Below are 24,117 nucleotides of genomic sequence, written 5' to 3'. Positions count from 1 at the left end.
GTCGATCATCGGGCGCCTCCCGTCTCGGCGGGGCCGGGACCCTGCGGCCGCAGGACGGGCATGTCGTCGTACGCGTCGGGGCCGTCGCCCTGCTCGGCCTGCTGGTCGATCTCCGCCCCGAGGCTGCGCAGGATGTCGAGCACCAGCCCGATCACCACCAGGTACACGCCCAGGTCGAAGAAGAGGGAGGTCACCAGGTGCACGTCGCCGAGCACGGGCAGGTGGAAGTCGATCATCCAGGACTGCAGCACCGAGCCGCCCGCGAACAGCGCGAAGATGCCCACGCCGGCGGACAGGAACAGCCCGCTGCCGAGCAGGAGGCCCGGCTGCACCGGCGCCGCCTCGCCCAGCTCGTAGCGGCCGCCCGCCAGGTACCGCGTCACCAGGGCGATGCCGCTGATGAGGCCCGCGGCGAACCCGCCGCCCGGGGAGTTGTGCCCCGAGAACAGCAGGAACAGCGAGTAGATGACCATCGTGTGGAACAGCAGCCGGACGGTGACCTCGAAGATCACCGAGCGGCGCTGCGGCGCCAGGGTGCTCCCCGCGCGCAGCCACTCGCGTGACCGGGAGCTGATCGTCACCTTGCCGACGGGCACGGGCTCGGTGGCGCCCGCGGGCCGGCGCAGCGCCGCCATCGGGTCGCCGCCGCCCCCGCCCCACACCGGCTGCGCCTCGGCCGCCTCGTCGGTGCGGAAGATCGCGCCGCCGCGGCGCCGCAGGAAGACCAGCGACGCGACACCGGTGGCGGCCACGAGCAGCACAGAGATCTCGCCCATGGTGTCCCAGGCGCGGATGTCGACGAGCGTGACGTTGACGATGTTCTTGCCGCCGCCGAACTCGACGGCCTCGGCCGCGAAGTCGGCGGAGACGGGCGTGTGGATGCGGGCGCCGGGCACCACGAGGGCCAGCCCGGCGACGGTGAGCCCCACGACCAGCCCCACGCCGAGCCGCAGCCAGCGCGACGCGGCGAGCGGCCGGTTGGAGAAGTAGGGGGGCAGGCGGCGCAGCACCAGGACGAACACGACCAGCGTGATCGTCTCGGTGAGGACCTGGGTGAGCGCGAGGTCCGGCGCGCCGTGCAGCAGGAACAGGCCGGCGACGCCGTAGCCGCCCACGCCCATGAGGATCACGGCCTTGAGCCGGCGGCGGGCCCGGGCGGTGAGGATCGCGGAGACGATGACCAGCAGGCCCAGGGCCGCTTGTGCGGGGGTGTCCCACGCCTTGAGGTCGTCGGGGAGCGCGGTGAACGTCAGCAGCGCGCCGCCGACGGAGACCACGAAGACCACGAGGATCCCGCCGAGGTACAGCGGCAGCGAGCCACGCTGCGTGAGCGCCGTGACGTCCGCCGCGACCTCGTCGAGCTTGCGCATGAAGCGCCGGTAGGCGCGGTCGGCCTCGGGCCCGGTGGGCATCGCCGCCTGCAGCCGCTCCACGGGCCGGCGGGCCACGAACAGCAGCAGGCCGGCGCCCACCACCAGCACGGTGAGCAGCAGTGTCGGGGTGAACCCCGCCCAGAGAGTGAGGTGGCCGACGTCCCCGACGGGGTACGTGTCGGCGTAGGGCTGCAGCAGGTCCTCGCCGAAGGTCGGCAGCAGCGCGACGGCGAGCCCGAGCACCGCGAGCACGAGCGCCGGCATGACCAGCAGCGGCGCGGGCTTGGTGATCGCGGCCGGACGCGCCGGCTGCTCCAGCTCGGCGACGGTGGCCCCGGCGGAGGCGTCGGTGGGCTGCGCGTGGATCACGGGCTTGGTGGCGAACGCGCCCCACCACAGGCGCAGGCCGTACGCGACGGTGAGCACGGAGCCGACGGCCACGGCGGCGAGCACCACGGTGCCCACCCAGCCCCGGTCCAGGTGCGCGAGCGACTCGAGCGCCGCCTCCTTGGCCACGTACCCAGCGAACGGCGGCAGCCCGATCATCGACGCGGTGGCGAGCCCCGCGGCGGTGGCGGTGATGGGCAGCGCCCGGCCGACCCCCGACAGGCGCCTCAGGTCACGTGTGCCGGTCGCGGCGTCGACGACGCCCACCACCAGGAACAGCGCTGCCTTGAACATCGCGTGCGCGCCGAGCATCGCGAGCCCGGCCAGGGCCGTGGCGCGGGTGCCCATCCCCACCAGCAGGATGATCAGGCCGAGCTGGCTGACCGTGCCGAACGCCAGGATGAGCTTCAGGTCGTGCTGCCGCAGCGCCCGGTACCCGCCGAGCAGCAGTGTGCCGCAGCCCAGCACCACGACCATGACCTGCCACACGGTGAGCTCGGCGTAGGCGGGCGCGAACCGGGCGACCAGGTAGACGCCCGCTTTGACCATCGCGGCGGCGTGCAGGTAGGCGCTGACAGGGGTGGGCGCGGCCATCGCCGCCGGCAGCCAGAAGTGGAAGGGGATCAGCGCGGACTTGCTCACGGCGCCCACGAGCAGGCACGCGACCGCGACGGTCACCGCGGCGCCGCCGAGCGGGGGGTCGGCGATGATCGCGGAGATCCGGTACGTGCCCGCCGCCGAGCCCAGCAGGATGATGCCGATCAGCATCGCCAAGCCGCCGGCGGTGGTGATGACGATGGCCTGCATCGCCGCGCGACGGCTGGCCTTGCGCTCGTTGTAGTGCCCGATGAGCAGGTACGACAGCACTGTCGTGAGCTCCCAGAACACGTACAGCAGCAGCATGTCGTCTGCCGTGACCAGGCCGTACATCGCCCCGGCGAACGCGACCAGCACGGCGGCGAACCGGCCGAGCCCACGGGCGCTGGCGGAGAAGTACGCGGAGCAGTAGATGAGCACCAGCGCGCCGATGCCGCCCACGAGCAGCGACATGAGCCACGAGAGGGTGTCGAGCCGGAACGCGAGCTCCAGGCCCAGGCCGGGTATCCACTGCACGACCTCGACCGGTCCGTGACCGGACATCACCTGATCGGTGAGCGTCAGCGCCCACACGGCGACGGATGCGGGGGCCAGCGCCAGCACCCAGAATGCCTTGCGCCCGAGTGCCCGCACCAGCGCAGGCGCAGCAAGGGCTGCGATGAGGTGCACGGCGAGCAGTGTCAGCACGTCCGCTCCGTCCTGTAGTGGGCGGGTCGTCGGTCAGCGCCCTCGAGAGGGCACGGCAAGCGTCTGGACTTGTGGTTGGTGCAGGCAACAAGCACGCGCAACGACATTGCGCCGACCACGGTGCGTGACTGGATTGATGTGGAGCCTACCAACCGAGGATGGGTGCCCCGGTCTCGTGATCAGCCGCCCGACCGGCCCGAACGCGCGCTGACGGCGACGCCGCGGGCACTGTCGGGCGTCAGTCCCGCGGCTCCAGCCCGACCCGCTAGCGTGACCGTGTGACCACCCTGGAGACCGCCTGCCTCGTCCTCGTGGTCCTCGCGTCCGTGCTGGGCACGGCCGTGTTCGCGCGGGGCCTGATCGCCATTATCCGCACCGTGCGGATCGGCGGACCGGCCCCCGAGCGCTGGCGCCCGGTGGGCCCTCGGCTGCGCATCGTCCTCGACGAGGCCCTCAGCCACGACCGGTTCCAAGGCCGCCCGGTGGTGCGCGCCGCGCACTGGGCGGTGATGGTCTCGTTCCCTGTGCTGTTCTTCACACTCGTGACTGGCTACGCGCAGGTGGTCGACCAGCGCTACGCCCTCCCCCTGATCGGGCACCTGCCGCCGTGGGAATGGCTCACCGAGGGCATCGCCTGGGCGTCGCTGCTCGGCATCCTCGCGCTCATCGGCATCCGCCTGCGCCGCCAGCCCCGCGCCTCCGCGCCCGAGGACGAGCAGCGCCGCTCACGGTTCTTCGGGTCGAACGAGGCGCAGGCGTACTTCGTCGAGGCCACAGTGCTGGTGGTGGTGCTGGCCGTGCTGACGCTGCGCGGCCTCGAGTACGCCCTGCTCGCCCAGGACGCTGCCACCGCCCACCTGGCCGGCGCGTGGCACTTCCCGCTCACCTCCTGGTACGGCGCCGCCCTGGCGGACCTGCCCACGGCGACGCTCGAGACGGCAGTGATCGTCACCGCGACGGCGAAGATCCTCATGTCGATGGCCTGGTTCGTCGTCGTCGGCCTCCAGCCCACCATGGGCGTCGCCTGGCACCGGTTCCTCGCCGTCGTGAACATCTACGCGCGCCGCCACCCCGACGGCGCCCCCTCACTCGGCCCGTTGCAGCCCATCCAGGTGGGCGGCGCGCCGCTGGACCTGGGCGCCATCGAGGATCTGCCCGACGACGCCCGCCTGGGGGTGGGCGCCATCGAGGACTTCACCTGGAAGGGCCTGCTCGACTTCGCGAGCTGCACCGAGTGCGGCCGCTGCCAGGAGCAGTGCCCCGCGTGGGCCACCGGCAAGCCGCTCTCCCCCAAGCGCGTGGTCCTCGAGCTCCGGGACCACGCCGCCGCCACCGCCCCGTATCTCCGGGCGGCCCGCGCGTCGGGCGACGCGGGCACCGAGGGCGGCGTCACCGCGACCGCCGAGGCCGACGCGCACGCGGGCCTCGACCTGATCGGCACGGGCGTGCTCGACGCGGACGCGCTGTGGGCCTGCACCACGTGCGGCGCCTGCGTCCAGCAGTGCCCGGTGGACATCGAGCACGTCGACGCGATCGTGGACGTGCGCCGCTACCAGGTGCTCATGGAGTCGGCGTTCCCCAAGGAGCTGGGCGGCACGTTCACCAAGCTCGAGCGGCAGGGCAACCCGTGGGGGCTGCCCGCCCGGGCACGGCTCGACTGGGCCAAGGGCCTGCCGTTCGACGTGCCAGTGGTCGGCGCCGACGTCGACTCCGCAGCGGATGTCGACTACCTGTTCTGGGTGGGCTGCGCCGGCGCCTACGAGGACCGCGCCAAGCGCACCACCCGCGCCGTCGCCGAGCTGCTGCACACCGCCGGCGTCTCGTTCGCCGTGCTGGGCGATGGCGAGTCCTGCACCGGCGACCCCGCCCGCCGCGCCGGCAACGAGGTGCTGTTCCAGATGCTCGCCTCCGCGAACGTCGAGACCCTCAACGAGGTCGGCGCGCAGGCCATCGTCGTCACCTGCGCCCACTGCTTCAACACCATCAGCCGCGAGTACCCGCAGCTCGGCGGCCGCTACGACGTGGTGCACCACACCGAGCTGCTCAACCGGCTCGTCGCCGAAGGCCGCCTGACCCCCACCGACCCGCAGCCCGGCACCCCGGCCGACGGCCAACGCGTCACCTACCACGACCCCTGCTACCTGGGCCGCCACAACAAGATCTACTCCCCGCCGCGCGAGCTGCTGGGCGCCCTGCCTGGCGTCGAGCTCGCCGAGATGCCCCGCAACCGGGAGAACTCCTTCTGCTGCGGCGCCGGTGGCGCCCGCATGTGGATGGAGGAGTCCATCGGCACGCGCATCAGCACCAACCGCGCCGCCGAGGCCGTTGCCACAGGCGCCGACGTGATCGCCACCGCGTGCCCGTTCTGCACCGTCATGCTCTCCGACGGCGTCGCCGCCCAGCCCGCCGCGAGCGGCGACGTCTCAACCCCGCCCATCGGGGTGCCCGAGGTCGTCGACATCGCCCAGCTCCTGCTCGACCGGGTCCGCCCCCGCGACTGACCACCCCGCGCGCGGGCCTGCCACCGACGTACCGTGGAGGCAGACCCGATCGGCTGGGGGCAGCCATGGTGGACGACGCGCGGACGCAGCATGAGCACACGGGAGCCGGGGGGACGGCTCCCCCGCCGGGGCCGCACGGGGGCACTGCCCGCAGACGCGCGTTGTACGACCGGCCGATTCTCATCGCCTGCCTGGTGGCGGGCCTGGCGGTGGGGCTGCTCGCCGGGTTGTCGGCGGCGACGCTCCGGGTGACCAGGACGCCGGTGTACCGGGCGCTGGCGGAGCAGGTCCAGCAACTCGCGCATGAGCGCGATGAGGCGGTGGGCGCGTCCGAGGGCTTCCGGGCAGATCTGCGGGCCACCGAGGAGGCAGCGGAGACGCTGCAGGCGAAGGTCGTCGAGCTCGAGGGCCAGCAGCAGGCGTCCGCCGGCCGCGAGGAGGCGCTCACAGCCCGCGAGGCGGCGGTGAGCGCGGGCGAGGAGGCGCTGACGGCTGGCCGGCAGGAGGCCGAGGAGCGCCAGGCGGCGCTGACCGCCGGTGAGGCGAAGGTCAAGGCCCGCGAGCAGGCGGTCCGCGCGAAGGAGGGCGCGGCGGCGCCACGCGGGGAGGATGCCGCCGACACGTCGGCGTCCACCGGGGAGTCGTCGGCCCGCGCGGCCGCCGTCGAGGCCCGCGCCGCCGAGGGCGAGCGCGCGGCGGCGGACGGCGCGGCGCGGGAGGCCGCCGTGAGCGCCCGCGCGGCGCAAGGCGGCGCCCGTGAGGACGCCGCAGCCGGGCCCCCGCCGACGTGCACGCCCCCGGCGGCGGATCCGGCCGAGGGCGCCGCGCCCGCAGGGGAGCCCGTGCCCGCCGAGCCGTGATCCGGGCCCGGCGACGCGAACGACGGCGAGCGGTCTAGAGGTCCTCGGGGGCGACCAGGAACTCGGCCGCGTCCGCGATCTCCCCGCCCACCGCGGCGTGCAGCTCCCGCATGATCGCCTGCATGGGCGGGATCGCGCGCCCACGCGCGACCTTGTGCGCGAACGAGGGGCGTTCGAGCTCGAGCTCGTCGACGTCGGCGGGCTCCCAGCGCACGCGGTACACGACGGCTCCCGCGACGGTCCACGGCAGGTCGCGGAGCAGCGGCGGCAGAACCTCCTCGGCGCCCACCTCGACGGCGACGAGCCCGTCGACGCCCAGGTCGACGATGGCGCCGAAGCCCTCGCGCGGCGGTGGGTCGGCGAGCATCGCGGCGTCGTAGGCGAGCGCCTCGGCCGTGAGCCGGGCCCGTTCGCGCTCGTCGTCCACGCCGTGCTGCGCAAGGGTCGCGCTGAGGCCGGCGCCACCGGGCTCGGGCAGCCCGGTGCCGATGTTCCCGGCGAGCGCCCTGCGGCCCGCGTCGGTGGCGGGACCGGCCCAGGGCGTGCCGTCCATCGCGAGCCGGGCGCGCGGGACCGCCCGCTGCACCACGGCCAGCGCCTCGTCGGGCTCGAGCCATCGGCTGCTGTAGAGCGTGAGGTCGATCGTCCCGTCGACGTCGGGGTGGAGCACCACACCGTGCTCGCCGGTGCGCACGGCGCCGCCCAGCCGTCGGGCGGCCGCGACCAGCCAGAGCAGGACGCGCTCCTCCTCACGGACCGGCATCGCCTCGGGGAAGGCACGCTTGAGCCCGTCGCGGTCCCCGCCCGGGTAGGGTTTCGCGCCCCGCTCGCGCGGGCATGCCGCGTCGTACACGACGGCGGTCTGGGCGGGCAGCCCGAGGCTCACGGCCTCCGCCTGGTCCACGGCGTACGGGCCGGTGAGGGTGGACAGCCGCGAGACGCGCAGCACCCCGGGCTCCACCGGGACGGCCGATCGGCCACGGCCGGAGCCGGGGCGGTCCTGGACGCCGGGGAGCTGCTCCCAGCGTGCGGCGGGGAACCTGCTGATCGCGAGCACCTCGACCTCGTCGGCGCCGATGCCCGCGGGCAGCGCCAGCAGGTGGCGGGTGCGCAGATCGGGGTCGTCGAGCGGCAGCCGGGGCAGCACGGGGGGCCAGACCACTGGTGCTAGACCTCCGTGCGGTGGAAGTTCTGCCAGGAGCGCGACGCCGTCGGCCCGCGCTGGCCCTGGTACCGCGAGCCGTACGTGCTCGACCCGTAGGGGTGCTCGGAGGCCGACGACAGCCGGAAGAAGCACATCTGGCCGATCTTCATGCCGGGCCACAGCAGGATCGGCAGCGTCGCGACGTTCGACAGCTCGAGGGTGACGTGGCCGGAGAAGCCGGGGTCGATGAAGCCCGCGGTGGAGTGCGTGAGCAGGCCGAGCCGGCCCAGGGAGGACTTCCCCTCCAACCGGGCGGCGATGTCGTCGGGCAGCGTCACCGACTCGTAGGTGGAGCCGAGGACGAACTCCCCGGGGTGCAGCACGAACGGCTCGTCACCCTCGACCTCGACGAGCCGCGTGAGGTCGGGCTGCTCGGCTGCGGGGTCGATCACGGGGTACTTGTGGTTGTCGAAGAGTCGGAAGAACCGGTCGAGCCTGACGTCGATGCTGGACGGCTGGAGCATCGTCGCGTCATAGGGGTCGAGGGCGACCCGGCCCGACTCGAGTTCGGCGGTGATGTCACGGTCGGAGAGAAGCACGTGCCCACCGTAACGGTCACCCGCGTCCCACCGTTCCCACCAGTGAGGCGAGGGTCTATGGTGGTGCCCGTGAGATCGCGTGGGAGCGCTCTCGCGCCCACCCAGCGCCGCGTTGGCCACACCCCGCACAGCCGCGGGAGCACACCGGACGCGCGGTCACTCCGAGCACGCGAGAGGCATAACGCATGCGGTACGGCCACTTCGACGACGCAGCCCGCGAGTACGTCATCACGACGCCACACACGCCTTACCCCTGGATCAACTACCTGGGCTCCGAGCAGTTCTTCTCGCTCCTGTCCCACCAGGCCGGCGGGTACTCGTTCTACCGCGACGCCAAGATGCGTCGCCTGACGCGGTACCGCTACAACAACATCCCCACGGACGAGGGCGGCCGGTACTTCTACATCAACGACGGCGGCGACGTGTGGACCCCGTCGTGGATGCCCGTCAAGGCCGAGCTCGACCACTTCGAGGCGCGCCACGGCCTGGGCTACTCGACGATCACCGGTGAGCGTGGCGGCCTGTCCGTCGAGTCGCTGTTCTTCGTGCCGCTCGGCGAGAACGCCGAGGTGCAGAAGGTCACAGTGACCAACACCTCCGCCGTGACGAAGAGCTTCACGCTGTTCTCGTTCGTCGAGTTCTGCCTGTGGAACGCCCAGGACGACCAGACGAACTACCAGCGCAACCTGTCGATCGGCGAGGTCGAGGTCGAGCTCGACGGCCCGTCCGGCTCGGCGATCTATCACAAGACCGAATACCGCGAGCGCCGCGACCACTACGCCGTGTACGGCGTGAACGCGCAGGCCAGCGGCTTCGACACCGACCGCGACACGTTCGTCGGCGCGTACAACGGCCTGGGCGACGCCGCCGTCCCGCTCGCCGGGAAGTCGGCGAACTCGGTCGCGTCCGGCTGGTACCCGATCGGCTCGCACTCCCTCGACCTCACCCTCGAGCCGGGCGAGTCCGCGAGCCACACGTTCGTGCTCGGCTACATCGAGAACCCACAGGACGAGAAGTGGGCCCCGGCCGACGAGGCCGCCGGCATCGCCGCGCTCCAGGTGGTCAACAAGACCCGCGCCCACGCGCTCCTGGCCCGCTTCGCGACGACCGAGCAGACCGACGCCGCCTTCGAGGCGCTCCGCGCGCACTGGACCGGCCTGCTCTCGGGCTACTCGGTGTCCAGCACCGACGAGAAGCTCGACCGCATGGTCAACGTGTGGAACCAGTACCAGTGCATGGTCACGTTCAACATGTCCCGCTCGGCGTCGTACTTCGAGACGGGCATCGGGCGCGGGATGGGCTTCCGCGACTCCAACCAGGACCTGTTGGGCTTCGTGCACCTCATCCCCGAGCGTGCCCGCGAGCGCATCCTCGACATCGCCGCGACGCAGTTCCCCGACGGCTCGGCGTACCACCAGTACCAGCCGCTGACGAAGCGCGGGAACAACGACATCGGGTCCGGCTTCAACGACGACCCGCTGTGGCTCATCGCCGGCGTGGCCGCGTACATCAAGGAGTCGGGCGACTTCTCGATCCTCGACGAGCAGGTGCCGTTCGACAACGACGAGTCGCTCGCCGAGTCGCTGTTCGAGCACCTGACCCGCTCGTTCCGTTTCACGATCGACAACAAGGGCCCGCACGGCCTGCCGCTCATCGGGCGCGCCGACTGGAACGACTGCCTGAACCTCAACTGCTTCTCCAACGAGCCCGGCGAGTCGTTCCAGACGACGGAGAACCAGGCCGGCGGCGTCGCGGAGTCCGTGTTCATCGCCGCGCAGTTCGTCCTCTACGGCGCCGAGTACGCCGAGCTGGCCGAGCGCCGTGGCCTGGCCGACGTCGCCGCCGAGGCGCGTGCCGCCGTCGAGGAGATGCGCGCCGCGGTGCTGTCCCACGGCTGGGACGGCGACTGGTTCCTGCGGGCGTACGACTTCTACGGCAACAAGATCGGCACCGACGAGAAGCCCGAGGGCAAGATCTGGATCGAGCCGCAGGGCTTCGCGGTCATGGCCGGCATCGGCGTCGAGGGCACGGACCCGACCACGCCCGAGGCCAAGGCCAGCCCCGCGATCAAGGCGCTGGACGCCGTCAACGACATGCTCGCCACCGACCACGGCATGGTGCTCCAGTACCCCGCGTACACGAGCTACCAGATCGAGCTCGGCGAGGTCTCCACGTATCCCCCGGGCTACAAGGAGAACGGCGGCATCTTCTGCCACAACAACCCGTGGGTCATCATCGGCGAGACCGTGGTGGGCCGTGGCGCGCAGGCGTTCGACTACTACAAGCGGATCACGCCGGCGTACCGCGAGGACATCTCCGACGTGCACAAGCTCGAGCCGTACGTGTACGCGCAGATGATCGCGGGCAAGGAGGCCGTGCGGCACGGCGAGGCCAAGAACTCGTGGCTGACCGGCACCGCCGCGTGGAACTTCGTGGCCGTCTCGCAGTACCTGCTGGGCGTGCGACCGGGCTACGACGGCCTGATCGTCGACCCGCAGATCGGCCCGGACGTCCCGGAGTACACCGTCACGCGCCGCGCGCGGGGCGCCACGTATGAGATCACCGTGACGAACTCCGGGGCCCCGGGCGCCCGCGCGGCCCTCGAGGTCGACGGGGTCGCGGTGGACGGCAACGTCGTGCCGTACGCCCCGGCCGGCGCCACGGTCAAGGTGCGCGCCACGCTCTGACCCGTCACACCGTCCCGACGCCGCGGGCCGGGCGTCCTGAGCAGCAGATGCCGCTCAGGCGCCCGGCCCGCGGCGTTCTGTCGGTCGGGGGCTCCTCGGCCGGTCGCACCTATCGCGTGGGCGCGGGCGGGGGCCCGACGGTGTCGCGGGCCACCAGCTCGACGCCGAGCGTCACGCGCCGGGCCTCCGCGCCGTCCGGGTCCTCCATGAGCCCCACGAGCGCCTCGACCGCGGCGCGCGCCTTCGCCGGCACGTCCTGGCGGATGGTGGTGAGCGGGGGGTTGCTCCGCGCGGACTCCGGCAGGTCGTCGAAGCCGACGATCGACACGTCCGCGGGCACGTCCACCCCGCTGATGCGGAATCCGTGCAGCAGGCCGATCGCCAAGATGTCGGCGGTCGCGAAGATCCCCGTCGGCCGGTCGTCGGTGGCTGCGAGCCGCACGGCGAGGTCGCGCCCCTCGTCGAAGTCGGGATGGCAGGCGATCACCTGCTCGGGCCGCACAGGCAGGCCGGCGTCGTCGAGCGCCTGGGCCCATCCGGCGTACCGCTGGTGCACCACGCCGCCCACGCGGATCTGGGGGCCCACGAAGCAGAGCCGCTCATGCCCCTGCGCGATGAGGTGCTGGGCGGCGAGGTAGCCACCGCGGAAGTCGTCGATGCCGATGTTGCTGACGGCTGGCGAGGAGCTGTAGTTGTCGATGAAGACCATGGGCACGTCGTATCTCTCGCGGAGCTCGTCGACCTCGTCGGCCACGGTCCCGAGGAAGATGGCGCCGTCCACGTGCCAGGTCCGGAGGTTCGCGGCGGTGGTCACGATGTCCTCGGCCGCGTGGATCATCAGGTACCGGCCGGACATGCTGACGTGCCGCTCGACCTCCCCGACGATCACCGAGTCATGCGGGTTGCTGAGCGGCAGGCGTCGCACGTCCTCGCCGCCGTAGACGAGCGCGACGAGCTTGGAGTTCTTGGCCGACAGCGCGCGGGCGGGGGCGCTGGGCACGTAGCCGAGCCGGTCCATGACCTCGCGCACCCGGTCGACTGTCGCAGGAGAGACCTTGCTGTGACGCCCGTTGACGACGTTGGAGACGGTCATAGGGCTCACGCCGGCCTCGCGGGCGATGTCCCGGACCGTCGTCACCGACCACCCTCCCGAGGTCCAGTTCACACCTGACGACGGTCACATTACTGCAGCCCTGGAGCCTGGCAGGCCGCCCTGGCCGGTGGCTTGACGACTACGTGGACACCGCAGTACGGTCCAGAAGGTTTACCGGTAAACGTCGCCGGGATGTGGATCAAACAAGGAGGTTCGATCAATGAGGAAGACCTGGGTCGCCGTGATGGCGACAGCCTGCCTCGCGCTGTCGGCATGCGGCAGCGGCGACGGCGGCTCGACGGCCGTCAAGGACACCGTGGCCGACAAGGGCCTGCCGATCGTCGGCGAGACCGTGAAGTACGACCCGAACACGCTCGTCAACGACGGCGAGCCCATCAACCTCGAGTGGTGGATGTGGGACGGCGACGAGACGTTCGGCCAGTTCGCCGAGGCGTACGAGGAGATCCACCCGAACGTCGACATCCAGATCGTCAACCAGCCCTGGGACGACTACTGGACCAAGCTGCCGCTGCAGCTCCAGTCCGACGACGGCCCGGCGCTGTACAACGTGCACAACAGCCACCACGAGAACCTCATCACCTACATGGAGCCGTACGACATCCCGGTCGACGAGCTCGCGGCCGACTACGCCGGCGTCGAGGCGCACGTCATCGACGGCAAGGTCTACTACATCGACTTCGGCATGATGACCGGGCTGATCTTCTACAACACGGCGATGTGGGAGGCAGCTGGCCTCACCGACGCCGACATCCCCGAGACCTGGGACGAGTTCCGGGACGTCGCGAAGAAGCTCACCATCCGTGACGGCAACTCGTTCACGCAGGCGGGCTTCAACTTCAACTCGCAGTTCAAGGAGTTCTCGCTTGGCCTGCCCTACCAGCAGGGCCAGCACCTGATGGCGGCGGACCAGGCCACCCCCGACCTGGACAACCAGGCCATGCTCGACACGATCAACCTCTTCACGGGCTTCTACGACGTCGACCAGGTCGGCTCGAAGGACTTCGGGCCCGTCGCCGCGGACAGCTTCGGCCAGGGGCAGACGGCGATGATCTACAACTGGGGCCACTTCGGCGGGACGCTCGGCACGAACTTCCCCGAGATCGAGTACGGCACCTTCCGCACGCCCGTCCCCGAGGCCGGCGTCGAGCCGTACGCGCACGACCGCTACAACGGCGAGTCGACCCTGGGCATCAACGCCAAGGCGAGCGACGCGCAGAAGGCGGTGGCCCAGGACTTCCTGCGCTTCTACCTGACGAACGCGGACCTCATGAAGGACCTGTCGCTGCACTACAGCGTGTTCCCGATGTACCAGCCGCTCGCCGACGACCCGGACGTGCTCGCGCACCCCGTGCTCAGCGCGCTCGGCGACATCACCAAGTACGTGTGGCCTGGCCCGATCCCGGCGACCTTCGAGACGTCGATCGACACCATGTGGCAGGACATCCTCTACAACGGCGTCGCCCCTGAGACGGCTCTGGCCACCGCGCAGAAGACCGTCGAGACGGACCTGTCGTCGACCGACTTCGTCGGAGTCGAGAACCTCTACGCGGGCTACAGCTCCAAGTAGCCGCTGCGCACGCTCCGGGCTCCTGCCGTCGGCCGTGCCGGCTGGCGGCAGGAGCCCGGGGCCCCACCGTCCGACTCACCCAGAGAGGAAGCCGGGCGCGCCTGCGCAGCAGGCTCGGCCGACGCACGGGACCCATGAAGATGCTCACTCCGAAACGCCCTGAGATGACCGCGCATGGTGGCGCGGCGCTCATCGCGCGCACACCGGCCCGGCGGGTCTACAAGGGCGAACGCTCCCTGCGAATGAGCGTCGTGGTCGGCATCGTCGTGCTGAACGTGCTGCTCCTGGTCATCCCCATCGGGATCGCCTTCGTCGGCAGCTTCCACCAGTGGAATCCGTTGAACGGGACGTTCAACTACCTCGGGCTGGACAACTACACCCAGTTGCTGGGCGACGCGAGGTTCTGGACGGCGACCGCCAACACCGGGATCTTCGGCGTGGTGGTGATCACCCTGCGAGTGGCGCTCGGCCTCGCCCTCGCCTATGCCGTGTGGTCGAAGATGACCCGGTTCAAGACGTTCTTCCGGACCCTCTTCTACATGCCGACGGTCACCCCGCTGGTCGCCGTCGCGTATGTGTGGAAGCTGATGTACCACCCGCAGGTCGGGGCCATCAACTCGATCTTCGGGTTCGACGTCAACTGGCTGTTCGACTCGCAGTTCGCCCTTCCCGCGATCATGTTGATGACCGTGTGGAAGGACTTCGGCTACGCCGTCATCCTGTTCCTCGCCGGCCTGTACTCGCTGCCCGAGGACGCGCTCGAGGCCGCCGGGGTCGACGGCGCCAGCGCCTGGCAGCGGTTCCGCCTCATCGTCCTCCCGCTGCTGCGGCCGATGATGCTCTTCGTCGTGGTGACCTCGATCATCTCCTACCTGCAGGCGTTCGTGCAGGTCATGGTGCTGACCAAGGGCGGCCCCGGGACGTCGACCTCGATCATCTCCTACCTCGTCTACGAGGAGGCGTTCGTCAAGTACAACTTCGGCTACGCCTCCGCGATCGCCTTCGTCCTGCTGATCCTGACCGCACTGCTCACGCTCGTGTCGTTCAAGATGTCCGGCGGGCGCAAGCTGTTCGGAAAGGGCGCCTGATGAAGACCAAGGCCCAGTCCATCCTGCTCAATGTCGCCCTGCTCGTCGTCGGGCTCCTCACGGTCTTCCCGTTCGTGTGGATGGTGCTCTCGGCGTTCAAGTCGAATGCGGAGATCAATTCCCTCGACCAGACGTTCTTCCCGCGCGAGTGGACTTTCGACAACTTCATCTCGATGCAGCAGAACTTCGACTTCGCGCGCCTCATGGCCAACAGCGTCGTGCTGTCGGTGACCATCACCGCGATCTCGATCTACACGAGCTGCCTGGCCGGATTCGTGCTGGCGAAGTACACGTTCCGCGGCCGCGGGTTCCTTTTCGGCTTCGTGCTCTCCACCATGATGGTGCCGTGGGCGGTGACGATCATCCCCCGCTACACGATGTTCACCGAGGTCGGCCTGCAGGGCTCGTACGCCTCGCTGATCATCCCCGCGATCCTCAGCGGTTTCGGGATCTTCATGATGCGCCAGAACATGAGCGCCGTCCCGGACGAGGTGCTCGAGGCCGCGCGGCTCGATGGCGCGTCGGAGATCTTCATCTTCCACCGCATCGTCATGCCGATGAGCGTCAACGCCATCTCGGCGCTCGCGATCTTCCAGTTCCTGTGGGTCTGGGAGGACTACCTCTGGCCGTACCTCATGATCAACGACCCGTCCAAGCAGGTGCTGGCGGTGGGCCTGACCACCTTCAGCGGCCGGTACGCGACCGACTTCGGCGGGTTGTTCGCCGCCACGACGATCTCGATCATCCCGGTGATCGTGGTGTACGTGATCTTCCAGCGGCGGTTCATCGCCGGCGCCGCGAGCGCCGCGGTGAAGGGCTGAGCGACCCGCTCGCCCACACCCCGTCCCACCTCGTCCAGCGCACGGCTCACCAGCACCACGAGCGGCCTTCTGATCCCCCCAGAAAGTTGTCATGACGCACCTCCCGCACGCCCCTATCCCGTCGGCGCCCGGCGCCCACGCCCACCCCCAGGCCGTTGTCCAGGGCCCCGGCTACCGCATCTCCGTGCTGACCAGCCGGCTGCTGCGGATCGAGCACAGCGCCACGGACTCGTTCACCGACGAGCGCACCCAGCTGGTGCTGTGCCGCGCTCTCGACCTGCCCGAGTTCACCGTCGACGAGACCGACGACCTGCTCGAGGTCCGCACGTCCGACCTGCACCTGCGCTACGACAAGCGCGCGTTCAGCCCGGCGGGCCTCTCGGTGACGATGCGCCGCCGCGCGCAGGGCTCGCACCACACGACGTGGCACTACGGCGACCCGGTCCAGCCGTCCAACGGGCGCGTGGCGAACCTGGGCGGCACCGCCCGGACGCTCGACGACGTGGACGGCCCCACGCCGCTGGACCCGGGCCTGCTGTCGCTGCACGGCTTCGCGATCGTGGACGACTCGAACACGCTCGTGATGACCGATGACGAGTGGGTCGCGCCCCGCGCGGGCGCCGAGCAGGACCTGTACTTCTTCGGGTACGGGCTCGACTACCAGGCCGCGCTCGCAGACTTCTTCCGGCTCACCGGTCCCAGCCCGTTGATCCCCCGCTGGACGCTCGGCAACTGGTGGAGCCGCTTCCACCGGTACACCGCGGACGAGTACCTGGGCCTCATGGACCGGTTCCGCGCGGCGGGCATCCCGTTCTCGGTCTCGGTCGTGGACATGGACTGGCACCTGACCGACATCGACCCGAGCCTGGGCAGCGGGTGGACGGGCTACACCTGGAACCGCGAGCTGTTCCCCGACCCGCAGGCGTTCCTCGACCAGCTGCACGAGCGCAACCTGCGCGTGTCGCTCAACGTGCATCCGGCAGACGGCGTCCGCCGGCACGAGGACGCCTACGAGGCGATGGCCCGTGAGCTCGGCATCGACCCGGCCGTCGGCGCGGAGATCGCCTTCGACATCAGCTCGCGCGAGTTCGTCGCCGCGTACCTCACCCACCTGCACCACCCGCTCGAGGCCGAGGGCGTCGACTTCTGGTGGCTCGACTGGCAGTCCGGCGGCGCCAGCCGGACACCGGGCCTCGACCCGCTGTGGATGCTCAACCACGTGCACTACCTCGACTCCGGCCGCGACGGCGCGCGTCCACTCACGTTCTCGCGGTACGCGGGACTCGGCAGCCACCGCTACCCGGTCGGCTTCTCCGGCGACACCGTCACCACCTGGGACTCGCTCGCGTTCCAGCCGTACTTCACGGCGACCGCGGCGAACGCCGGCTACTTCTGGTGGAGCCACGACATCGGCGGGCACCTGGGCGGCACCAAGGACAACGAGCTGGCGACGCGCTGGTTCCAGTTCGGGGTGTTCTCCCCGATCAACCGCCTGCACTCGTCCATGAGCCCGTTCAACGGCAAGGAGCCCTGGCGCTTCGGCAACGAGGCCGCCCGGGTCATGACGTCCTACCTGCGGCTGCGCCACCAGCTCGTGCCGTACCTGTACACGGCGATGTGGGACGCGCACACCGGCGCTGTGGGCCCGGTGCGCCCGATGTACCACGACCACCCGCAGTCGCCCGAGGCGTATGACGTCCCGAACCAGTACATGTTCGGCCCGGACCTGCTGGTCGCGCCGGTGACCACGCCCGCCGACCGCCGCACCCACCACGCCGAGGTGGGCGCATGGCTGCCGCCGGGCGCCTGGTACGACGTGTTCGACGGGCTGCGCTACGACGGCGGCCGCCGGCTCGACCTGCACCGCACCCTGGAGAACATCCCCGTGCTGGCCCGGGCGGGCGCGATCCTGCCGCTCGCCGCGGACCCGATGGCAGACACTGCGGCCAGCCCCGAGGAGCTGGTGCTGCGCGTGTTCGCGGGCGCCGACGGCCGGTGCGCGCTGCGCGAGGACGACGGCAGCGCCGCCCCCGCCAGCACGCAGGAGACAGTGATCGGCCTGCGCTGGGCGCCGCGTGCGGACGGCTCCCGCATGGCCGATGCGACCCTGGCTATCGCCCCGCCCACCGGCGACGGGGTCCTCACCACCCGGACGCTGCGCCTCGAGCTCGTCGGCGCGGTCGACGTGGCGGAGGCGGCGGTCACCGCGGGCGGCGTGCGCACCGCGCTCTCGGTCGTCGCACAGCAGGGCCGCACGCCCGTGCTCGTCGACCTCGGGACGCTCGACCTCAGCGCGGGCGCCACCCTCGAGCTGACCGGGGTGACGGAGGCGGGCAACGACCTCGAGGACCGCGTGTTCACGGTGCTCGACGCCGCCGAGATCGCCTATGACCTCAAGGCCACGGTGCTCCAGGCCGTGCGGCAGTCCAGCGGCGCGGCCCTGCTCGCGGCGCTGCACAGCCTCGACCTGCCGGGCAACCTGTTCGGCGTGCTCGCTGAGCTGGTGTCCGCGAGCGCGAGCCGCTGACGGACTCCATGCCGCCGCTGACGCCGGCGTGACGGCCTCCTCCCCGGAGGCTCTGTCACGCCGGCGTCGGTTCGATGGTGGGAGCGCATCCATCAGCGCTAGTGTGACCCCCGGCGTGTCACGATCGCGGGCCCCCGGACGACGACGTCGCACTGGGCCCGATCCCCCTGGGCCCGCCGCGAAACCCGACGACGAGGCAGGGCGACGATGCGCTACGGCCACTTCGACGATGGCGCGCGCGAGTACGTCATCACCCGGCCCGACACCCCACGGGCGTGGAGCAACTATCTGGGCTCGCGGCTGTACGGCGGCATCGTCACGCAGAACGCCGGCGGGTACAGCTTCTACCGGTCCGGCGGCGCGGGGCGACTGCTGCGGATGCGGTTCAACGGGGTGCCGCAGGATGAGCCCGGCCGGTATGTCTACCTGCGCGATGACGTGACGGGCGACTTCTGGTCGGCGTCGTGGCAGCCCGTCGGCAAGCCGCTCGACGGCCCGGACGCGTACCGCGCGACGATCCGCCACGGGCTCGGCTACTCGGTGCTCGAGTCGTCCTATGCGGGCATCGACACCGAGATGACGATGTTCGTGCCCCGCGGCCAGGCGTTCGAGCACTGGTCGCTGCGGATCACCAACACCGGCGCGGCGCCGCGCTCCATCTCAGCGTTCTCCTATGCGGAGCTCGCGAACGACTGGGGCTTCCGCCAGGACCTGGAGAACCTCCAGTACAGCCAGTACGTGGTCCGGGCCGGTTACCGCGACGGGTTCATCCACCGGGTCAACCGGACGCGCGCCACCACCAGCGAGTGCTGGTTCGCGCTCAGCGGCGCCGAGGTCGCGTCCTTCGACACCGATCGCGACGCGTTCCTGGGCGCCTACCGCACCACCGCGGCGCCATTGGCCGTCGAGAAGGGCGAGTGCTCGGGCAGCGAGACGTGGGGGGACAACGCGTGCGCGTCCCTGCACACCCGCCTCGAGCTGGCCCCCGGCGAGACCCGGCAGATCGTCTTCACCCTTGGCGTCGGCTCCCCCCACGCGCCCTGGGACGACGGGGACAACGTGCTGCCCCCGGGCCGTGACCTGGTCGCGGAGCATGCGACGCCCGAGCGGATCGCCGCCGAGGTCGAGGCGCTGCGCGAGGAGTGGGCGGCTCGGCTGGCGCCGTTCCAGGTCAGCACGCCCGACCCGCAGCTCGACTCGATGGTCAACGTGTGGCACGCCTACCAGACGCACATGACGTTCAACTGGTCCCGCGGGGTCTCGTTGATCGAGGCGGGCGACCGTGACGGCCTCGGCTTCCGGGACACCGCGCAGGACATCCTCGCGGTGGTGCACACCATCCCCGACGCCGCGCAAGAGCGCCTGAACCTGCTGCTCACCGGCCAGACCGCCGAGGGCGGCGCCCTGCCGCTGGTCCACCCGCTGACGCACACCCCAGGCAAGGAGCGCGCCCCGCTACTCGAGGAGTACCGCAGCGACGACGCGCTCTGGCTGCCGATGTCCGTCACCGCGCTGGTCAACGAGACGGGCGACCTCGACTACCTGTCCACGACGCTGCCCTACGCCGACGCCGGCGAGGACACCGTGCTGGGCCACCTGGTGCAGGCGCTGCGCTTCTCGCTGGACCACCGGGGCGCCCACGGGCTGGTGCAGGGCCTGGCCGCCGACTGGAACGACTGCCTGCAGTTCGGCGTCGAGGGCGAGTCGATGTTCTCCACGTTCCTACTGGCCAACGGGCTGCGGGCGGTCAGCGAGCTGGCGGCCCTCATCGACCAGGGCGACGTCGCGGCGTGGTGCGTCGAGCAGCTGTCGCTGCTGCTGGAGGCCATCGAGGGCGCCTGGGACGGCGAGTGGTACGTGCGCGGCATCTCGGCTGTGGGGGTCCCCCTCGGCTCCGCGGACGCCGACGAGGGCCGCATCTACCTGGAGCCCAACGTGTGGGCCGTGATCTCGGGCGCGGCGAGCCCCGGGCGCGCCCGGCAGGCCATGGACGCGGTGCATGAGCACCTCGCCTCCGAGCATGGCGTCGCCCTCTGCGCTCCTCCGCACACCCGCCCGCTGGACGGCGTCGGACTGTCCCTGCTCGTCTTCCCGCCCGGGCACAAGGAGAACGGCGGCATCTTCTGCCACGCGAACTCCTGGGCCGTGGTGGCCGAGGCGATGCTGGGCCACGGCGAGCGTGCCTACGACTATTACCGGGCCTACCTGCCCGCCCGGCACAACGACACCGCCGAGCAGCACCAGACCGAGCCGTATGTGTACTCGCAGTTCACGCACGGCCCGTCGTCGCCGCGCTTCGGGCAGTCCCGCAACCCATGGCTCACCGGCGCCGCGAGCTGGACGTACGTGGCCGTGACGCAACGCATCCTCGGCGTCCGACCGGTGCCCACCGGCCTCAAGGTGGACCCGTGCGTCCCCGCCGCCTGGGACGGATTCACCGTGCGACGGGACTTCCGAGGACGATCAGTGACGATCCGGGTCACCAACCCGGAAAGTGTGAACAGAGGAGTGGCAATGCTCAGCGTGGACGGCACAGCAGTGGACGGGGACATCGCGCCCACGGACCTGCTCCAGGATGGCTCGCTCGTCGAGGTGGTGCTCGGATGAGCGGCGCCCCGGTCATCGAGCTCGAGTCGTCCGGCTGGCGCCTGGGCGTGCTGCCCCACAGCGGCGCGTCCCTGGCCCACGGCCGCGTCCTGGTGGACGGCGCATGGCTCGACCTGCTGCGCCCCACCCGCTCGACCGCCTACGGCAACCCCGAGCTGTGCTCCAGCTTCCCGATGGTCCCGTGGTCCAACCGCGTGCGGAACGGCCAGCTGCGCTTCCGCGGGCGCACCTGGACCCTGGCCCACAACGGCGCCGACGGCACCGCCATCCACGGCGCCACCCGCCACCACACCTGGGAGGTCGCCGAGCGCACCCCCGACCGCGTCGAGCTGGCCCTCGACAGCCGCGGCCTCGTCGGCGTGAACTTCCCGTGGCAGTTCCGCGCCGCCATCGCCTACGCGTTGGACGGCGACCGGCTGACCGTGACCACCACCGTCGAGAACGTCGACACGGAGCCGTTCCCCGCCGGGTTCGGCCACCACCCGTACTTCGAGCGGCGGCTGCGGCCCGTCGAGCAGCACGGGACGCCCGGCCCCGAGGAAGAGGCAGGCGGCTCCGACGCGCTGCTCGAGCTGCCCTTCGACCGCGCGTTCCCGCTGGTCGCCGGCATGGCCACCGGGCCCGCGGGCGAGATCCCGCCGCGCGCCGACTACCGCGCCGCCCGGGTGGTGGGCTCCGACTTCGTCGACGACGTGCTCACCGCGCAGCGCGACGGCGAGCCCGCAGCCCGCATCGCCTACCCCGACCACGGGCTCGGTGTGCGCCTGGACATGGACCCCGTCTACGAGAGCCTCGTGGTGTACGTCCCGCGCCGCCGCGCCTACTTCGCCGTGGAGCCCGTGACCAACGCCAACGACGGGTTCGGGCTCTTCGAGGACGGTGTGCCGGGCACCGGCGTGTTCGTGCTCGAGCCCGGCGAGTCCCGCACCGGCACGTTCAGCCTCACGCTCGAGCGCTGACACCCGGGCCGCCTGCCCGTACCCCCGGCCGACGCGATCCGTCGCGGGGGTACGGCGCAGCGGCTGGGGCAGGTATATTGGTCGGCGCGTGGCCGACATCGACCGTCTGGCCGTCGCGCGGGTGTAGTTCAGTGGTAGAACTTCAGCTTCCCAAGCTGATAGCGCGAGTTCGATTCTCGTCACCCGCTCCCAGCATCGCCGCAAGTCAGCGGCCCCAGACGCTCTCCCCGACAGTGGCGGCAGCGTCCGATATCGCGCCACCGGGTGCTACGGCTCGCGGACCTCGAGGACATCGTCGAGGCCGATGAAGTCCCGGACGTTGCGAGTGACCAGCGCGGCGCCGTGCGCATGCGCGGTCGCCGCGATCAGCAGGTCGAACGCTCGAGCGCGTGGCTGCCGGCCCGCCTCGACGGCCTTCGTCGCCAGGAGGGCGTAGCTCGACGCGACGGCATCGTCGATCGGTAGCGCCGCCAGGGCGCTCTCCGCGCTCGACAAGACCCGCATCCGCGCTGATCGCGTCTCGGGAGTGCGCGCGATCAGGACCCCGAACCGCAGCTCGGCGAGCGTTGCCATGCTGATCGCAGCTTCGACGCCTGTGTCGGTCGGCACCAGCCCGTCGATCAGGATGTTCGTGTCGAGGATCACCCTCACCGGTCGGCGCCGCGCTCGAACGGGTCCGTGATGTCACCGTCGACGAGGGTCATGTCCTGGTCCCAGTGAGGGTCCTGCACGCCAGGGAACAGCGGTGCCAGGTCACGGACCGGACGCCAGGTCGGCCGCGTCTCGGCGTGCTGGACGAGGTCTGCCACGGGGCGTCCGTGAACGGTCACGACGACCCGTTCGCCTTCTTCAACTCGGCGCAGCACACCGGACGCGTCCTGCCTGAGTTCGCGCACTCCGACGGTCTCCATGATTTCCGAATGTAGCACTGTGTGCTACATCGTACGGGTGGGCGCCCCAGCAGCCGAAGCTGGCGGGCAGCTCGAACTAGTCAGGCGAGCTCGAGCGCCCCCGCGGTTCCGAGCAGCACGTCGAGGACGGCGGCGACGGCGGGCCCGGGCCCGCGCCGGGGGGCGCGGTGGCGGGCGACGAGCCGCCGGGAGCCGAGGCCGGGCACTGTCACGACGCTGATCCCCTGCGGGATCTCGCCCTGCAGCGCGAGGGCGGGCAGCATCGCGACGCCTTGGCCGGCGGCGACGAGGGACAGGGCGACGTCGAAGTCGTAGTACTGGTGGCGGGTGCGGACGCGCTCGCCGAGCAGGGTGGCGACGCGGTTCAGCGCGCGGTCGGCGGCGGTGCCCGGCTCGGCCCCCACCCACAGGGCGTCGCGTAGGTCGTCGAGCTGGGTGGGGGTGGCGACGGCGGCGGGGACGACGAGCCGCCACGGCTCCTCGAGCAGGACGGTGTCCCGGACCCCGCGCGGCACAGTGGCGTCGGCGTCCTCGTCACGCTCGAGCAGCACGATGTCGGCGTCGCCCTCACGGAGCCGACGGAGCGCCACGGCGGGCTCGCGCTCCTCGATGATCAGCTCGACGCCGGGGTGGCGCTCGCTGACGACTGTCGCGGCGGGACCGACGACGGCGCGGATCGCGGTGCGGAACGCGGCGATGACCACCCGCCCGGACACCTCGCCGGCGAGTGTCGCGATGGCTTTGCGGGCCTCCACGAGCTCGGCCTCGATGCGTTCTGCGGATTCGGCGAAGACCCGCCCGGCGGGGGTGAGGGTGACGCCGCGCGGCCCGCGGTCGAGCACCTGGACGCCCTCCTCGGACTCGAGCCGGGCGATCTGCTGGGAGACGGCGGACGGGGTCACGCGCAGCACGTCGGCGGCGGCGTGAACCCCGCCCGCACGGTGCACGGCGAGCAGGACCGCGAGGCGGCGCGCGTCGGTGGACATGAGGGGAATGCTAGGCCCGCACGCGACCGTGCGCCCGTCGGCCACCTGCGGCTTCACCTGCGCTTGAGGAACCGTTGGGTCGTTCGCGGGGCGCTCTGGACCAGGCAGATATGGTTCAGTTCTGCTTACCAGTGGGTGGAACAAAGTTCACTTGTGCTGAACCAGATGCACGCCACAGAATGAGCCCGAGCCGCCGCGTGAAACCGCCGCGACGGCCCTCAAGAACCGTGGTCTCTGGAGTGGGTCGTGCACGTCTTCATCACCTCGCTGGGCTGGATCGGCGCCCTCGTCTGCGTCGCCGCGTACGGGCTCGTCTCGCGGGGGACCTGGTCGGCCTCGTCCACCCGGTACCAGGTGGCCAACACGATCGGTGCCCTGTTGCTGTGCGTGGTCGCGGCCCGCTCGCAGGTGTGGCCCTCGGTCGCCTCGAACATCGCGTGGGCCCTGATCGGGGCCCATGCGCTGACGGCCGTCGTCCGAGGACGCCGCGCTCCCGCTGCCGACACGCAGGCTCCGGCCTCGACCCCGGACGCGGCGACGTCGGGCGACCAGCCCGCGATGCGCCTGCCCCTGGTGCCGACCCAGGCCTCCGAGCCCCGCGTGCCGGCCACCGCGCCGCAGCTCACCGCCGACGACCTGGCCCACCTGCCGCCGAGCTCGGTCACCCTCGTCGCCTGACGGCCGATCAGCCCCGCTGGCCGA

At 71.3% G+C, this 24,117-nt stretch carries 17 protein-coding genes and 1 tRNA gene; 11 read left to right on the top strand and 7 right to left on the bottom strand.

Features of this window, described 5'->3' with window-relative positions:
* Window positions 1–5: 5 nt before the first annotated feature.
* On the bottom strand, window positions 6–3,044 hold the full coding sequence (locus BN3788_RS07540) for a Na+/H+ antiporter subunit A (protein ID WP_066583830.1): 3,039 nt from the start codon (window positions 3,042–3,044) through the stop codon (window positions 6–8).
* Window positions 3,045–3,322: 278 nt separating this feature from the next.
* On the opposite strand from BN3788_RS07540, the gene BN3788_RS07535 reads away from it, so the two are divergent.
* Both BN3788_RS07535 and BN3788_RS07530 read left to right on the top strand, forming a co-directional pair.
* Complete coding sequence (locus tag BN3788_RS07535; protein ID WP_066583827.1) at window positions 3,323–5,545, top strand: (Fe-S)-binding protein; 2,223 nt, start codon at window positions 3,323–3,325, stop codon at window positions 5,543–5,545.
* Between the two features lie 65 nt (window positions 5,546–5,610).
* Complete coding sequence (locus BN3788_RS07530; RefSeq protein ID WP_108723799.1) at window positions 5,611–6,405, top strand: hypothetical protein; 795 nt, start codon at window positions 5,611–5,613, stop codon at window positions 6,403–6,405.
* A gap of 34 nt (window positions 6,406–6,439) precedes the next feature.
* On the opposite strand, the gene BN3788_RS19245 is transcribed toward BN3788_RS07530, so the two are convergent.
* Complete coding sequence (locus tag BN3788_RS19245) at window positions 6,440–7,567, bottom strand: hypothetical protein (RefSeq protein ID WP_066583823.1); 1,128 nt, start codon at window positions 7,565–7,567, stop codon at window positions 6,440–6,442.
* 5 nt (window positions 7,568–7,572) lie between these two features.
* Entirely contained in the window at window positions 7,573–8,148 is a 576-nt protein-coding gene (gene dcd / locus BN3788_RS07520) for a dCTP deaminase (RefSeq protein ID WP_066583817.1), read from the bottom strand.
* A gap of 185 nt (window positions 8,149–8,333) precedes the next feature.
* On the opposite strand from dcd, the gene BN3788_RS07515 reads away from it, so the two are divergent.
* On the top strand, window positions 8,334–10,835 hold the full coding sequence (locus tag BN3788_RS07515; RefSeq protein ID WP_066583815.1) for a GH36-type glycosyl hydrolase domain-containing protein: 2,502 nt from the start codon (window positions 8,334–8,336) through the stop codon (window positions 10,833–10,835).
* Between the two features lie 109 nt (window positions 10,836–10,944).
* Here the strand turns inward: BN3788_RS07515 and BN3788_RS07510 are convergent, their stop codons facing one another.
* Window positions 10,945–11,973: a LacI family DNA-binding transcriptional regulator gene (locus BN3788_RS07510; RefSeq protein ID WP_147525087.1), complete on the bottom strand. Its 1,029-nt coding sequence runs from the start codon at window positions 11,971–11,973 to the stop codon at window positions 10,945–10,947.
* Window positions 11,974–12,148: 175 nt separating this feature from the next.
* Here BN3788_RS07510 and BN3788_RS07505 point away from each other — a divergent pair, with 175 nt between their 5' ends.
* From BN3788_RS07505 to BN3788_RS07475, 7 genes are all read left to right on the top strand, one after another.
* The gene (locus tag BN3788_RS07505; RefSeq protein WP_066583811.1) at window positions 12,149–13,516 is read left to right on the top strand and encodes an ABC transporter substrate-binding protein; all 1,368 of its coding nucleotides are present in this window, start codon (window positions 12,149–12,151) and stop codon (window positions 13,514–13,516) included.
* A gap of 164 nt (window positions 13,517–13,680) precedes the next feature.
* Window positions 13,681–14,604, top strand: coding sequence for a carbohydrate ABC transporter permease (locus BN3788_RS07500; RefSeq protein WP_066583808.1), 924 nt, complete (start codon window positions 13,681–13,683; stop codon window positions 14,602–14,604).
* The gene (locus BN3788_RS07495; protein WP_066583805.1) at window positions 14,604–15,425 is read left to right on the top strand and encodes a carbohydrate ABC transporter permease; all 822 of its coding nucleotides are present in this window, start codon (window positions 14,604–14,606) and stop codon (window positions 15,423–15,425) included. The genes BN3788_RS07500 and BN3788_RS07495 overlap by 1 nt, the downstream gene beginning before the upstream one ends.
* A gap of 91 nt (window positions 15,426–15,516) precedes the next feature.
* Window positions 15,517–17,952, top strand: coding sequence for a glycoside hydrolase family 31 protein (locus BN3788_RS07490; protein WP_066583798.1), 2,436 nt, complete (start codon window positions 15,517–15,519; stop codon window positions 17,950–17,952).
* A 207-nt stretch (window positions 17,953–18,159) separates the two neighbouring features.
* Entirely contained in the window at window positions 18,160–20,559 is a 2,400-nt protein-coding gene (locus BN3788_RS07485; RefSeq protein ID WP_066583796.1) for a GH36-type glycosyl hydrolase domain-containing protein, read from the top strand.
* On the top strand, window positions 20,556–21,518 hold the full coding sequence (locus BN3788_RS07480; protein ID WP_066583788.1) for an aldose epimerase family protein: 963 nt from the start codon (window positions 20,556–20,558) through the stop codon (window positions 21,516–21,518). Before BN3788_RS07485 ends, BN3788_RS07480 begins: the two co-directional genes overlap by 4 nt.
* A gap of 117 nt (window positions 21,519–21,635) precedes the next feature.
* Window positions 21,636–21,706 (top strand) — tRNA-Gly (locus BN3788_RS07475).
* 79 nt (window positions 21,707–21,785) lie between these two features.
* Here the strand turns inward: BN3788_RS07475 and BN3788_RS07470 are convergent.
* From BN3788_RS07470 to BN3788_RS07460, 3 genes are all read right to left on the bottom strand, one after another.
* Entirely contained in the window at window positions 21,786–22,169 is a 384-nt protein-coding gene (locus BN3788_RS07470) for a PIN domain-containing protein (RefSeq protein ID WP_066583787.1), read from the bottom strand.
* Window positions 22,166–22,429, bottom strand: a complete 264-nt coding sequence (locus tag BN3788_RS19970; RefSeq protein ID WP_066583786.1) for a type II toxin-antitoxin system Phd/YefM family antitoxin — start codon at window positions 22,427–22,429, stop codon at window positions 22,166–22,168. Before BN3788_RS19970 ends, BN3788_RS07470 begins: the two co-directional genes overlap by 4 nt.
* Before the next feature lie 80 nt (window positions 22,430–22,509).
* Complete coding sequence (locus tag BN3788_RS07460) at window positions 22,510–23,415, bottom strand: LysR family transcriptional regulator (RefSeq protein WP_066584398.1); 906 nt, start codon at window positions 23,413–23,415, stop codon at window positions 22,510–22,512.
* Window positions 23,416–23,661: 246 nt separating this feature from the next.
* On the opposite strand from BN3788_RS07460, the gene BN3788_RS19470 reads away from it, so the two are divergent.
* Window positions 23,662–24,093, top strand: a complete 432-nt coding sequence (locus tag BN3788_RS19470; RefSeq protein ID WP_187138367.1) for a CBU_0592 family membrane protein — start codon at window positions 23,662–23,664, stop codon at window positions 24,091–24,093.
* Window positions 24,094–24,117: the final 24 nt, after the last annotated feature.

The organism is Cellulomonas timonensis (assembly GCF_900046455.1).
Taxonomy (GTDB): domain Bacteria; phylum Actinomycetota; class Actinomycetes; order Actinomycetales; family Cellulomonadaceae; genus Cellulomonas_A; species Cellulomonas_A timonensis.
The sequence above is the reverse complement of the archived record's forward strand: the minus strand, read 5'-3'. Positions and strand labels throughout refer to the sequence as shown.